Raw genomic sequence first — 13,051 nt, 5'->3', positions numbered from 1 at the left:
CCTCCATTTCACAGATTGGCCCAGAGACTAGCCCAGGGTCTGGCCCAGAGTCTCAACGCGCAATCAGGTCAGAGCCGGTTCCCTTATTGGTTCTTAAATTGGTCTGACATCATAGTAATATCGACAGGAATTCGAGACTGTCAAGCGCGGTTTATTTGCGAGTGAATAGACTGTTTGCATGCGCATGCTTTTCCGATTGCGCTTCGGCAAGCTTGCTCCTATCAATCGCTGGAAGAGGCGGCGCGTCCCAAAAAGTGTGAAGCGGTTTTTGGATAAGACGCGCTGAAAAAGGAGTGCGGCATGCTGCATGCCGCGATCGAGGAGATACCCATGCAATTGAAGGCATCCGAAAAGCGGACGCTTGGCCGAACTGGTTTGACTGTAACCGCGCTTGGTCTGGGAACCGCGCCTTTGGGCGGACTGTATGCGCCGGTTTCGCGTGCTGATGCGGACGCTTTGCTGGAAGCTGGTTGGGGCAGCGGTATCCGTTATTTCGACAGTGCGCCGATGTATGGCTATGGCCGATGCGAGCACCTTCTTGGCGATATGCTGCGTGAAAAACCCGAGCGCGCCGTCATTTCCACCAAAGTCGGGCGTCTGATGACCAATGAGCGTGCTGGTCGCACGCTGCCACCATCGCCGCCAAAGAATCCGCTCGATTCGGGCTGGCATAATGGCCTCAATTTCCGTGAGGTTTTCGATTACAGCTATGATGGCATCATGCGGAGCTTCGATGACAGCCAACAGCGCCTCGGCTTTCCTGAAATCGATCTGCTTTATGTCCACGATATTGGCCGTGTGACCCATGGCGACAGACACGAGCTTCACTGGAATGCGCTGACCAAGGGGGGCGGCTTCCGTGCGCTGACCGAGTTGCGCGCGGCAGGTAATATCAAGGGCTTTGGTCTTGGTGTGAACGAATGGCAGATCATTCGCGATGCGCTGGAAGAAGCTGATCTTGATTGCTCGCTTCTCGCTGGCCGTTATTCACTGCTCGATCAGGTTTCTGAAAAAGAGTTCCTGCCGCTGGCGCAAAAGCGTGGCATGGCGCTGGTGATTGCTGGTGTATTCAATTCAGGCATTCTGGCGGCACCGCGCGGCGGCGAACAGAAGTTCGACTATGCCGATGCACCTGCCGACATCATTGCGCGCACCAATCGTCTGCATGATATTTGCGATCAGTTTAATGTGCCGCTTGCCGCTGCCGCCATGCAGTTTCCGTTGAGGCATGAGGCCGTTAGCTCCATTCTGATCGGCGTCCGTTCGCCAGAACAGATCAGGCAAAATGTGGTCTGGTTCGAGCAGTCGATTCCGGATGAATTCTGGAACATGCTTCGCTCGGAAGGCCTCATTTCCTAATCATGACTTCCAAAATTCTCTGTGTCGGTGCCCTCACAATGGACACCATTTTCCGCCTCGACACGCTTCCCGAACAGGCAGGCAAATATCTGCCGCGCGAAGCGGTCGAGATTGCAGCTGGCATGGCCTCGAGCGCCGCTGCCGCGATTGCCCGGCTTGGCGGCGACGTGGCGCTCTGGGCTTCTGCGGGGACTGATCCGGTGGGCGATCGCGCCGTCGCCGAACTGGAAGCCGAAGGCATTGATTGTTCCTATATCCGGCGGCTGGAAGGCGCACGCACGGCCTTCTCTTCAATCCTTGTCGATGCAAATGGCGAACGCATCATTGTGCCCTTTTATGATCGCAAGCTTGCAAGCCCGTCTGATCTGGTGCCGCCGATTGTGGCGGGAGCCTATGCGGCTGTTATGACCGATGTGCGCTGGCCGTGGGCTGCGGAAACGGCGCTGCGTGCGGCTCGCGATGCCGGTATTCCGGCGATTCTGGATGCCGATACCGCGCCTGTCGAATTGCTGGAAACGCTGCTACCGCTTGCAACCCATATTGTTGCGTCGGAACCCGCTGCAATCAGCGTCACGGGCACGACGGATCTGCACGAATGCGTCCGTATTCTTAGCAACCGCTATGATGTTTTCACATCCGTCACGGCTGGCGCAGATGGCTGCTATTGGACTGAAGGTGCTGGCAAGCCTGTTTCCCATGTGGCGGGCTTCAAGGTTAATGCAGTCGATACGCTGGCCGCGGGCGACGTCTTCCATGGCGCTTTCGCGCATGGTCTGGTGGAAGGGAAGCCGATGACCGACATCATCCGCTTTGCCAATGCTTCCGCCGCCATCAAATGCGCGCGCTTCGGCGGACGTGCCGGTTCGCCAAGCAAAACAGAAGTTCTTTCTTTCATCGAAACCGGCGTTGTTCCAGTCCGATAAATTGAACGTCTCCTGTCGTCCCCTCCCTCATCCTGAGCCGATGCGAAGCACCGTGTCGAAGGACGAGGGGAGGCATTTGGTTCATTTTCCCTCGTCCTTCGAGACGCTGTTTTCAACAGCTCCTCAGGATGAGGGAAGGAGAGGTCAGCGCTCGAATTCTGCTTTCTCCCACGTTCTCCCAAAATCATGCGATTGCGCACTGAACTCGAATTGACTCTTTACTAACATGTTAGTATGTGCAAGCTTAAGGTTCAAATTTGGGAGGAGCCAGTTTTGGCACACAATAATTCTGGTCAGGAGCGCTTTGGACTCTCTGCAGCGCTTACGACGCCATTCGATGTAGATGGCAAAATCGATGTCAGCCGTGCGCTGAAGCACGCACGCGCACGCCTCGACAGCGGCTGCTCAAGCGTAACCTTATTTGGCACCACTGGCGAAGGGTCATCAATTGCCGATGCTGAGCGCGTAGCACTTCTCGATGCCTTCATCGCGCAGGGCTTCCCGGCTGCGAACATCGTTGTCGGCGTCATGGAAAATTCGATTGCCGATGCGGTCCTGCAGTCGGCCGATGCGCTGCGTCGCGGCTGCAAGGCTATTCTTCTGGCGCCGCCTTCCTATTTCAAGAATCTCTCCGACGAAGGTCTGTTCAACTGGTTTTCAGCGGTGTTCAAAGGTCTGGGCAGTAATGCCCGCAGCATCATTCTCTACAATATTCCGTCGGTGACTGCAGTTGAACTGTCGGTCGATCTCATCGGTCGCCTGCGCGCAACTTTCGGTGACATCATCATCGGCGTGAAGGATTCGTCCGGTAACTGGGCCTATACGGAAAAGTTGCTTGCTGCGCATAAAGACATTGCGATCCTGATCGGCGATGAACGCGACCTTGCTGCCGGCGTACGTCTCGGCGGGCAGGGTGCGATTTCCGGCATGGCCAATCTGTTCCCGGATCGCCTGCTGGGCATGATCAACGACGGTCAGGACGATGCCGAACTGGTCGGCGCAGTACAGCAATTGCTGAACTATCCGGTAACGCCTGCGGTCAAGGCCATGGTGGCGCGTCATACGGGTGACAAGGAATGGCGTCGCGTACGTGCACCGCTGATTTCACTGAATGATGCGGATTTCGATGCAATCGGCAGTGTATTCGACCGTTTGCATATGGCAAAAGCAGCTTAAGGGCGGCATAAGCAAACGGGACCAAGAGGGGGCAGGCTTTGGCAGACGATCACAACGAACCAGTAAAATTGCGGGATAAGGCTTATCAGAGCTTCACCCAGCATTTGCTGGCGCGTGATTTTCATCCGGGCCAGTTCGTTTCGCAGCGCCAGCTCGTCACCATGACGGGCTTGCCACTGGGTGCGATCCGCGAACTGATCCCGCGCCTTGAGGCGGAAGGTCTTATCAAGACAGTGCCGCAGCGCGGGCTCCAGATCGCCCATATCGATCTTAATCTGATCCGTGAAGCGTTTCAGTTTCGCCTTTTCATCGAAAAGGAGTCGATTGCGATTTTCTGTCAGTCGGCTTCCGACGAGCTGTTGCGTTCGCTGCGTGCCGAGCATGAAGACACTCTCAATCGCGCAATGAGCGAAGGTGAAACGCCGGAGCTTGAAGAACGGGCGCAGAATATCGACTGGAGCCTGCACGACACAATTGTCGGCTCGCTCGATAATGAGATCATCTGGCGTGCTTACCAGACCAATACGATCAAGATGCGCCTGATCAATCAGGAGCGCTTCCGTATCACCGGGCGTGTTATCCCGGTCATGCAGGAGCATCTCGCTGTGCTTGCTGCAATCGAAACACGCGATCCGCAGACAGCCATGGATGCCATCGCCGTTCACATCAACAATGCACGGAAGCTGGCTTTGCAGATTTAACAACCAGGGCCGCGCAAGAGGAGTTGCCGGGCCGGAAGAATGATAGGGCCAAGAAGCCATAGGGGAGGAGCATGTAATGAATCTATTACGTCCAACACGTCGTCAGTTTCTGGCGGGAACAGCGGCCATCGCCGCCTCGGGTGTCACGGGCATCAGCCCATCTTTCGCGCAGTCGACCGTTGACTGGAAGAAATATGCTGGCACCACGCTTGAAGTAAATCTTATCAAGAGCCCGCGCGGCGAAATCCTTCAGAAATATCAGAAGGAATTCGAAGAGCTCACCGGCATCAAGGTCAATTCCGAGCAGATGCCGGAACAGCAGCAGCGCCAGAAAGCGGTGATCGAGCTGACGTCCGGTCGTCCAAGCTTCGACGTTATTCACATCAGCTATCACGTTCAGAAGCGTCAATTTGAAAAGGGTGGCTGGCTTGCCGACCTCAACCCGTTTCTGAAAGACCCGACGCTGACCGATGCATCACTCACAGAAGATGATTTTGCAAGCGCCGGTCTGACCTTCGCCAAGGATGCCAATGGCCGCTTCGGCGCGCTGCCTTTCTCGGTCGATTACTGGATCATCTACTGGAACAAGGAACTCTTTGCCGCCAAGGGCATCGAATTCCCGAAGACTTTTGAAGAATTGGTTGCCGCTGCAGAAGCGCTCACCGATCCATCAACCAGAACCTATGGTTTTGTCGCTCGCGGCATGAAGAATGCCAATGCGCCGGTCTATACCAGCCTCCTGCTCGGCTATGGCAAGCAGTCGGTTGACGCAGACGGTAATCTGCAGACGGATTCGGCTGAAGGGATTGAAGCCGCCAAGCTCTATCAGCGCCTGATGACCAAATCGGCACCTCCCGGTGTTGCAGGCTTTAACTGGGCTGAATGCCAGTCGAACTTCCTGCAGGGCCGTGTCGGCATGTGGCTCGACGGTATCGGCTTTGCGCCGCCGCTCGAAGATCCGAACAAGTCGCGTGTTGTCGGCAAGGTTGGCTATGGCGTCATGCCAGCAGGCCCGAATGCGCAGGCAGCACCAACCACCGGCGATGGTATCGGCGTGACCGAAGCTTCCAAGAACAAGGAAGCTGCATATCTGTATTGCCAGTGGGCCATTTCCAAGGAAATGGGCGCTCGCCTGTTGCAGTCGGGATCGGGTGTTCCGTTCCGCAAGTCGGTCATCGATGATGAAGCCGTGCGCAAGGGCGTTACCATGCCAGCGGGCTGGGTGGAAGCTCTGTCAAAATCCGCACCAATCAGCCAGCTCTGCCTGCCGGTCATCGTACCTGTCACGGAATTCCGCGACATTATCGGTGTCGGCCTCACCAATCTGTTGAATGGTGCGGATGCAGAAACTGAAATGAAACGCGCGACGGAAGAATTCCGTCCGGTCCTCGCACGGAGCGAAGGAAAATGACATCTGCCGCCCCGATAGGTGCAAAAACGGAAGCTGCTGCCAATGCAGCTTCCTCCACCAAGACTGGCAAGAGCCGCTTGCGGCCAAGTTACTGGCCATTTGTTCTTCCAGCCTTGATTACCGTCGGGGCGGTGATCGTCTTCCCATGGGTGTTTACGCTCTGGATGAGCGCCAACCAGTGGCAGCTCGGCGGGGAGCAGAGCTTTGTCGGCTTCGACAATTATCTGCGTCTTGCAGCCGATATGCGCTTCTGGGAATCCATGTGGCATACGCTTGTCTATACAGTTCTCTCGGTCGTGGCGCCGATGATTCTGGGCACGATTGCAGCGCTGGTCTTTGACAGCAAGCTGCCAATGCGCGGGCTGTTGCGCGGTATTTTCGTGATGCCGATGATGGCGACGCCGGTTGCCGTCGCCCTTGTCTGGACGATGATGTATCACCCGCAGCTCGGTGTGCTGAACTATCTTCTCTCGCTGATCGGCATTGCGCCGCAGGAGTGGATATTTAATCAGAGCACGGTTATCCCGTCGCTGGTGCTGGTTGAAACCTGGCAGTGGACGCCGCTGGTCATGCTGATTGTGCTCGGCGGCTTGGCCTCCATGCCGCGCGATCCGTTTGAAAGTGCGGAAATCGATGGTGCCAATGGCTGGCAGAAGTTCCGCTATATCACGCTTCCGATGATCCTGCCCTTTATCATGGTGGCCGTCATCATCCGCTCGATCGATGCGCTGAAAAGCTTCGACATTATCTATGCGATGACGCAGGGCGGTCCCGGAACGGCATCGGAAACCATCAATATCTATCTCTATAACGTGGCGTTTTCCTATTATGACATTGGCTATGGATCGGCGATTGCCGTGGTGTTCTTCATTGTCATTATCGCCATGTCGATGATCCTTCTGGCCCTGCGCCAGCGAACCAAATGGAACTCGTGAGGACCGACCATGGCACGCAAGTCAATTCTTTCAAAGCTTGGCACGGCACTCATGGTTTTCATCATCGTGTCGCCTGCAATCTTCTTCTTCGTCTGGATGCTGTCGCTTTCCTTGAAATATGAAATCGACAACGGCGCCTATCCACCGATCCTGATCCCCGACCGCATCGCGTGGTCGAACTATAGCGGAATTTTCGAGACCAACGATTTTCTGCTCTATTTCTGGAACAGTATTCTCGTGACCGGAACAGCGACTTTGCTGGCATTGCTGGTCGGGGTTCCGGCAGGCTACGGCATTGCACGACTGCGCGCCAACAAGTCGGCAATCGTCATCATGATTGCGCGTATGACGCCGGGTCTGTCCTACCTGATCCCGCTGTTTCTGCTGTTTCAGACGCTCGGACTGCTCGGCACCCTCTGGCCGCAGATCATCATCCATCTGGTTGTGACTGTTCCAATCGTGATCTGGATCATGATCGGCTACTTCGAGACAACGCCGTTGGAGCTTGAAGAAGCCGCCATTATCGATGGCGCATCCTCGTGGCAGGTGTTCATGAAGGTGGCACTTCCAATCGCCAAGCCGGGCGTTGTGGTGTCGCTCATCCTTGCGGTGATCTTCTCGTGGAACAATTTCGTTTTCGGCATCGTGCTTGCAAGCCGCGAGACACGCACCCTGCCGGTCGCAGTTTACAACATGCTGTCCTTTGAACAGGTCAGCTGGGGTCCGCTTGCCGCCGCAGCCCTTGTGGTCACATTGCCGGTCCTGTTGCTAACCGTTTTCGCACAGCGCCAGATCGTTGCAGGTCTGACAGCAGGCGCCGTCAAATAAGAGTTGAGGTTCAAGATGGCATCTGTATCCATCCGAAATGCAATCAAGAAATATGGCAATGTCGGCGTGTTGCACGGCGTGTCCGTGGATATTCAGGACGGCGAATTTGTCGTGTTGGTCGGCCCGTCGGGCTGCGGAAAATCCACGCTTCTGCGCATGATCGCAGGGCTTGAGGAAATCAGTGACGGCGAAATCGCCATTGGTCCGCGTGTGGTCAATGACCTACGCGCTAAAGAGCGCGATATTGCCATGGTGTTCCAGAATTATGCGCTCTATCCGCATATGACGGTGGCCGACAATATGGGCTTCGCGCTCATGCTGAAAAATGCACCGAAGGAAGAACGCGACAGCCGCGTTAATCGTGCAGCAGAAATCCTCGGCCTCAACAAGCTGCTCGACCGCTTTCCACGCCAGCTTTCCGGCGGTCAGCGCCAGCGTGTGGCCATGGGCCGTGCGATTGTTCGCGATCCGCAGGTGTTTCTGTTTGACGAACCGCTCTCCAATCTCGACGCTAAATTGCGCGTGCAGATGCGCGGTGAGATCAAGGGACTGCATCAGCGCCTAAAGACCACCACGATTTACGTGACCCACGATCAGATCGAAGCCATGACCATGGCTGATAAGATCGTCGTCATGCGCGATGGCCTCGTGGAACAGATCGGCGCGCCGCTCGATCTTTATGACCGTCCGGCCAACATGTTTGTGGCTGGCTTCATCGGTTCACCATCGATGAACTTCGTCAATGGCAAGATCGAAGAAGGTTCGTTTGTGGCCGACGGCGGCTTCCGTATGCCGCTTCCGGAAGGCGATTATGCAAGTCTTTCGGGCAAGGCTGTTTATGGTGTGCGCCCTGAGCATATGAAGATCGCAGAGCAGGGCGTTCCAGTCACGGTCGAAATCGTTGAACCCACCGGCTCGGAAATCATGGTCATGGGCAAGCTCGGTGATCAGCCGATTACCTGCCTGTTCCGCGAGCGCCTGACCGTGCGTCCGGGCGATGTGCTGACCATTGCGATTGATCCGGCAACAAGCCATGTGTTCGAGCCGAAAAAAGGCAAACGCGTCAGCCGCTAACATCAAAACGCCGAGCTTTTGCCCGGCGTCTTTGTTTTATTCCGCGGCCTCTTTCACGGCCATCGGATTGTTTGGATGCGTGGTCCAATTGGCATATTGTGCCGGGATCGGTGCCTTGGTGCGCGGATCGAAATCGCCGATCTGCTCCATGGTGATGCAATCCTCGACCGGGCAGACATTGACGCAGAGATTGCAGCCAACGCATTCCTCATCGATCACCTCAAAGTGGCGCGCACCATTCACCAGACTGGTGATTGCCTGATGCGAGGTATCTTCGCAGGCAATATGGCAACGGCCGCACTTGATGCAGGAATCCTGATCGATCCGTGCCTTGGTGACATAATTGAGGTTGAGATACTGCCAGTCGCTGACATGCCCCACAGCCATGCCGCGGAAATCGTCCAGCGTCTGATAGCCTTTACTATCCATCCAGTCGGAAAGACCGTCGATCATTTCTTCAACGACCTTGAAGCCATAGGTCATAGCAGCGGTACAGACCTGAACCGTGCCGCAGCCGAGCGCGATAAATTCCGCAGCATCGCGCCATGTGGTAATCCCGCCAATGCCTGAAATCGGCAGGCCATAGGTTTCAGGATCGCGCGCAATTTCCGCCACCATGTTGAGCGCAATCGGCTTGACCGCTGGTCCGCAATAGCCGCCATGGCTGCCGCGACCGTCAATGGATGGGACCGGCGACATGCTGTCCAAATCAACCGAAACAATCGAATTGATCGTGTTGATCAGCGATACCGCATCGGTGCCGTTTTCTTTCGCGCCACGCGCTGGCTTGCGAATATCGGTGATGTTCGGCGTCAGCTTGGTGATCACCGGCATACGGCTATATTGCTTGCACCATTTCACGACCATCCCGACATATTCCGGCACCTGACCGACAGCCGCACCCATGCCGCGTTCGCTCATGCCGTGCGGACAGCCAAAGTTCAGCTCGATGCCGTCGGCACCGGTTTCTTCCACCAGGGGCAGGATTGCTTTCCACGCTTCTTCTTCGCATGGCACCATGATCGAAGCGATCAATGCGCGGTCGGGCCAGCGCATTTTCACTTCTTTCATTTCGCGCAGGTTCACTTCCAGTGGCCGGTCGGTGATCAGCTCGATATTGTTGAGACCCAGCAGGCGCCGGTCAGCACCATGGATAGCGCCATAGCGCGGACCATTGACGTTTACGACCGGCGGGCCTTCAGCCCCCAGCGTTTTCCAGACCACGCCACCCCAGCCAGCCTTGAAAGCCCGTTCGACATTGTAAGCTTTGTCCGTCGGTGGGGCCGAAGCCAGCCAGAACGGGTTTGGAGACTTGATGCCGAGGAAGTTCGTTGAAAGATCAGCCATTTTTACTCTCCTCAGCCCTGTTCCTGGCCCAATGGCACACTGCGGTCACGCGAAGCAGACGGGGAGGGCGCATGAAGTGCGCCGCCCGACAACACCGCATCGGCAAAACCTTCAATCGCTTCGGGACGTTTTGTCAGCGTCGCATGGATGGATTCTGCTGCAACCTTGCCGTCTTCCACCGATGCAACGGTCAGATCCTGACCACCTGCAACGCAGTCGCCTCCTGCCCATATGCCCTCAACGGATGTGCGACGATCTTCATCGACGCTGATGCGCCCTTTGGAAAGTCCGATGCCAGACCCGGCAATTGGCTCTGGTTCAAACTTCTGGCCGATAGCCTTGAACACCTGATCGGCTTCAAGAATGAGATATTCGCCGGTGCCGGAAAGTTTGCCGCTATCGGCATTGGTATATTCAAAGACCACGGCATTGACCGTGCCGTCTTCGTTCCGCTCAAGGGCATGCGGTTGCAACCAGTGACGGATCACCACGCCATGAATCTGTGCCAGTTCCTGCTCATAGGCGCTGGCATTCATGCTTTCCTGACCGCGACGATAAACGATTGTCACGTTTTCAGCGCCAAGCTTCTTGGTCTGGATCGCAACGTCTACCGCCGTCATGCCGCCGCCGATCACTACCACATTGCGGCCAACGGGGAGGGATGAGAGGTCTTTTGCCTGACGCAGATTGGCGATGTAATCCACCGCATCGATCACGTTGGGCGCATCTTCGCCGACAAGCGCCAGATCGTTGACGCCTGGCATGCCCATGCCGAGGAAAACTGCATCATAGCCAGCCTTCAGCGTTTCAATGGTGATGTCCTGACCGAGCGTCTGGTTATATTCGATATTGATCGCGCCGATTTTCAGCACGAATTCCAGTTCGCGCTGGGCGAAATTATTGACCGTCTTATAGGCGGCAATACCATATTCATTAAGACCGCCGCCCTTGGGTCGCGCTTCAAAAATCGTCACCTGATGCCCATACATCGCAAGGCGATGTGCTGCGGAGATACCTGCCGGGCCCGCGCCAACGATTGCGATGTGCTTGCCAGTATCGGGTGCGCGCTTGAATGGATGATTGCCGGTTTCCATCAGAACATCTGTGGCATAGCGCTGCAATTCACCGATCTTGACCGGTTTGCCTTCGGAGGTTTCGCGAACACACACTTCTTCGCAGAGCGTTTCTGTCGGGCAAACGCGGGCGCACATGCCGCCCAGAATATTTTCTGAGAGAATGGTCTTGGCTGCACCGATGGCATTGCCGGTGTTAATCTGGCGAATGAAACGCGGAATATCGATGCTGGTAGGACATGCATTCATGCAAGGTGCGTCATAGCAATAATAGCAGCGGTCGGATTCAACGAGGGCTTCATGCTTGTTCAGCGGCGGATGCAGATCATCAAAAACATGCGCATAGTCGGCCTTCTCAAGCCGCGAGCCGTGAATATCAGGCCCGTTCGTATGTCCCGGATTATCGACTGCATCAATAGGCGAATTGTCTGCTGATCTCATCGATCGCATCTCCCATTTTTGCTTGTTCAGGCGCGGGTTCCCTTTGCGCACCTTAAACGTTGTTCCGGGCTGCGATCTTTGCCGTCGCGTGATGCCCGTTAATGACAGGATGACAGATTTTTACGGAAGGTCAAATTTTTTATCATCTGGTCAATTTATGAGAGTTAGGCACTAGAAATAGAGAAAGGCCCGGCTTTGGAAGCGCGGGCCTTTGACAGTTGATCAGAGTGTGAAATCAAAGCGGATCGGACTTGAGGCCGTCCGGTGTCGCTTCCGAGGTAGGGAAAGTTTGGGATTCTTTGGGTAGTGCCGGGCGTGAGCTTAGCACCAGAGCACAGCCACTGATGATGACAGCAGCGCCGACAAACTGGATCAAGGAAAGCTGTTCTTTGAGGAACACCGCACCGACGAGAACCGCGATGACAGTCACGACGAATTCAACGCTGATGGCTTTGGTCGGGCCGACATTTCCAACCAGTTTGAAGTAAAGCACATAGGTAAGCGCACTCATCACACATGCCGAGATCAGCAGATATACAAAATCAATCATCCCCGGCATGGCTGGCACAGGAACGGCCAAGATCAGTGGCAAACTTAATATGCCGCCAAACACGAATGCGCCGATGGTGGTTTCCCATGAGCCGGTGGTAGAAAGACGACGGCTTGCATAGTTGCTGCCGAATGCTGCCGAGAAGCAGGAGAAAAGCACAGCAATACAGCCCATGATAAATTCAGGCGTAACCGCAACAGCCGGGAAGCCGACCAGAAGCACAATGCCGGTCACGCCGAGGAGCAGGCCGATGAGGCCGCGCGACGTGATGCGGTCGAGACCCCAGAGCTGGCTGATAACCATCGAGAAAAGCGGAATGGATGCGACGCAGATCGCGGCCATTGCGGTGCCGATCAGCGGCGTCCCGTAGGAAAGGCCAATAAGCTGGCCCGCAACGGTGGTTGCACCAACCACGGCGAAGGGTTTCCAGCCCGCCTGAAAATCAAGATTGCGTCCGGAGAGTTTCGCGATTGCAAAAAGTGTTCCGGCGGCAATGAAAGAGCGGAAGGCAACCGCACCGGCCCAGCCAAAGGCTTCGACCACGCGCAGCACCACGAGGAACGAAAGTCCCCATGCTACGGCAAGGAAAATATAGGTCGCGACGTCTCTGGGTTTCATGCCAGCGGGCTTTCAAGAAGTATTGCGAATTATCGAATACCGGATTGTTAAGGAACACCGTTGCAGCTTTATAAGAGTGAAGCTGGATCAGGTCGTTTTTGCGGCGGCGTTCGACGCCGCTTCTGCGATATTGGCAAAGAAGCGGTCTGCGATTTTTCGTGCGACTGAACCGAGCAATTTCGTGCCGATCTGTGCCACCTTGCCGCCGGCATCGCCACGTATGGCGTAGGATAAAATCGTGTCGGTACCATCTTCGTCCAGACGCACATCGGTCGCACCGTGAGCAAACCCTGCTATGGAGCCTTCCCCGTGGCCGGAAATCGTATAGGAGACCGGCGGTTTCATATTCGACAATTCCAGAATGCCGTGAAAGCGGACTTTCAGGATTCCGAAACTCACTTTGAGGGCGGCACGTATCTCTGTTTCCGAAATGCGCTCTATATCTTCGCAACCGGGAATGCAGGATTTCAGCGTTTCAATGTCGTTCAACGCATCCCAGACTGCTTGGCGTGGTGCCGCAATCCGCTCTTCTCCGGTCAGGTCCATGCTTCACTCCGAGGTGGATCACCCTAAATTGATCAATATGGTGTATATGACACTCTGTCCAAATTGGAA

General features: G+C 55.6%; 12 protein-coding genes. 8 read left to right on the top strand and 4 right to left on the bottom strand.

Annotated features, from left to right (window positions below; all coding sequences use genetic code 11):
- Positions 1 to 330 precede the first annotated feature (330 nt).
- The 8 genes from AC1RHM_RS16570 to AC1RHM_RS16535 all read left to right on the top strand — a co-directional run bounded on the left by AC1RHM_RS16570 (position 331) and on the right by AC1RHM_RS16535 (position 8,407).
- Complete coding sequence (locus tag AC1RHM_RS16570) at positions 331 to 1,359, top strand: aldo/keto reductase (RefSeq protein ID WP_029375877.1); 1,029 nt, start codon at positions 331 to 333, stop codon at positions 1,357 to 1,359.
- 2 nt (positions 1,360 to 1,361) lie between these two features.
- The gene (locus AC1RHM_RS16565) at positions 1,362 to 2,282 is read left to right on the top strand and encodes a PfkB family carbohydrate kinase (protein ID WP_010658181.1); all 921 of its coding nucleotides are present in this window, start codon (positions 1,362 to 1,364) and stop codon (positions 2,280 to 2,282) included.
- A 273-nt stretch (positions 2,283 to 2,555) separates the two neighbouring features.
- The gene (locus AC1RHM_RS16560) at positions 2,556 to 3,458 is read left to right on the top strand and encodes a dihydrodipicolinate synthase family protein (RefSeq protein ID WP_010658182.1); all 903 of its coding nucleotides are present in this window, start codon (positions 2,556 to 2,558) and stop codon (positions 3,456 to 3,458) included.
- Positions 3,459 to 3,496: 38 nt separating this feature from the next.
- Positions 3,497 to 4,159 carry a GntR family transcriptional regulator gene (locus tag AC1RHM_RS16555; protein WP_012090686.1) on the top strand — a complete coding sequence of 221 codons (663 nt, stop codon included), beginning with the start codon at positions 3,497 to 3,499 and terminating at the stop codon, positions 4,157 to 4,159.
- 76 nt (positions 4,160 to 4,235) lie between these two features.
- Complete coding sequence (locus tag AC1RHM_RS16550) at positions 4,236 to 5,570, top strand: ABC transporter substrate-binding protein (RefSeq protein ID WP_012090687.1); 1,335 nt, start codon at positions 4,236 to 4,238, stop codon at positions 5,568 to 5,570.
- On the top strand, positions 5,567 to 6,505 hold the full coding sequence (locus tag AC1RHM_RS16545) for a carbohydrate ABC transporter permease (protein ID WP_010658185.1): 939 nt from the start codon (positions 5,567 to 5,569) through the stop codon (positions 6,503 to 6,505). Before AC1RHM_RS16550 ends, AC1RHM_RS16545 begins: the two co-directional genes overlap by 4 nt.
- 9 nt (positions 6,506 to 6,514) lie before the next feature.
- Positions 6,515 to 7,333 carry a carbohydrate ABC transporter permease gene (locus AC1RHM_RS16540; protein ID WP_010658186.1) on the top strand — a complete coding sequence of 273 codons (819 nt, stop codon included), beginning with the start codon at positions 6,515 to 6,517 and terminating at the stop codon, positions 7,331 to 7,333.
- Between the two features lie 15 nt (positions 7,334 to 7,348).
- The gene (locus tag AC1RHM_RS16535) at positions 7,349 to 8,407 is read left to right on the top strand and encodes an ABC transporter ATP-binding protein (RefSeq protein ID WP_010658187.1); all 1,059 of its coding nucleotides are present in this window, start codon (positions 7,349 to 7,351) and stop codon (positions 8,405 to 8,407) included.
- A gap of 36 nt (positions 8,408 to 8,443) precedes the next feature.
- Here AC1RHM_RS16535 and preA read toward each other — a convergent pair whose 3' ends face one another.
- From preA to AC1RHM_RS16515, 4 genes are all read right to left on the bottom strand, one after another.
- Positions 8,444 to 9,754, bottom strand: a complete 1,311-nt coding sequence (preA, locus tag AC1RHM_RS16530) for an NAD-dependent dihydropyrimidine dehydrogenase subunit PreA (protein WP_010658188.1) — start codon at positions 9,752 to 9,754, stop codon at positions 8,444 to 8,446.
- An 11-nt stretch (positions 9,755 to 9,765) separates the two neighbouring features.
- On the bottom strand, positions 9,766 to 11,277 hold the full coding sequence (locus AC1RHM_RS16525; RefSeq protein WP_029375879.1) for an NAD(P)-dependent oxidoreductase: 1,512 nt from the start codon (positions 11,275 to 11,277) through the stop codon (positions 9,766 to 9,768).
- Between the two features lie 226 nt (positions 11,278 to 11,503).
- Positions 11,504 to 12,436, bottom strand: a complete 933-nt coding sequence (locus AC1RHM_RS16520; RefSeq protein ID WP_010658190.1) for a DMT family transporter — start codon at positions 12,434 to 12,436, stop codon at positions 11,504 to 11,506.
- A gap of 87 nt (positions 12,437 to 12,523) precedes the next feature.
- Positions 12,524 to 12,982 (bottom strand): SRPBCC family protein, encoded by a 459-nt coding sequence (locus AC1RHM_RS16515; RefSeq protein WP_010658191.1) that lies wholly within the window; start codon positions 12,980 to 12,982, stop codon positions 12,524 to 12,526.
- Positions 12,983 to 13,051: the final 69 nt, after the last annotated feature.

The sequence above is a fragment of the Brucella sp. GW823-FHT04E01 genome, assembly GCF_058796175.1.
Note: the sequence above shows the minus strand (reverse complement) of the source record. Positions and strands in the feature narration are given on the sequence as shown.

Bases quoted from the DNA above. Each gene is read 5' to 3' on its own strand.
- AC1RHM_RS16570 (WP_029375877.1), top strand. From the start codon at position 331: ATGCAATTGAAGGCATCCGAAAAGCGGACGCTTGGCCGAACTGGTTTG.
- AC1RHM_RS16565 (WP_010658181.1), top strand. From the start codon at position 1,362: ATGACTTCCAAAATTCTCTGTGTCGGTGCCCTCACAATGGACACCATT.
- AC1RHM_RS16550 (WP_012090687.1), top strand. From the start codon at position 4,236: ATGAATCTATTACGTCCAACACGTCGTCAGTTTCTGGCGGGAACAGCG.
- AC1RHM_RS16545 (WP_010658185.1), top strand. From the start codon at position 5,567: ATGACATCTGCCGCCCCGATAGGTGCAAAAACGGAAGCTGCTGCCAAT.
- AC1RHM_RS16540 (WP_010658186.1), top strand. From the start codon at position 6,515: ATGGCACGCAAGTCAATTCTTTCAAAGCTTGGCACGGCACTCATGGTT.
- AC1RHM_RS16535 (WP_010658187.1), top strand. From the start codon at position 7,349: ATGGCATCTGTATCCATCCGAAATGCAATCAAGAAATATGGCAATGTC.
- preA (WP_010658188.1), bottom strand. From the start codon at position 9,754: ATGGCTGATCTTTCAACGAACTTCCTCGGCATCAAGTCTCCAAACCCG.
- AC1RHM_RS16525 (WP_029375879.1), bottom strand. From the start codon at position 11,277: ATGCGATCGATGAGATCAGCAGACAATTCGCCTATTGATGCAGTCGAT.
- AC1RHM_RS16520 (WP_010658190.1), bottom strand. From the start codon at position 12,436: ATGAAACCCAGAGACGTCGCGACCTATATTTTCCTTGCCGTAGCATGG.
- AC1RHM_RS16515 (WP_010658191.1), bottom strand. From the start codon at position 12,982: ATGGACCTGACCGGAGAAGAGCGGATTGCGGCACCACGCCAAGCAGTC.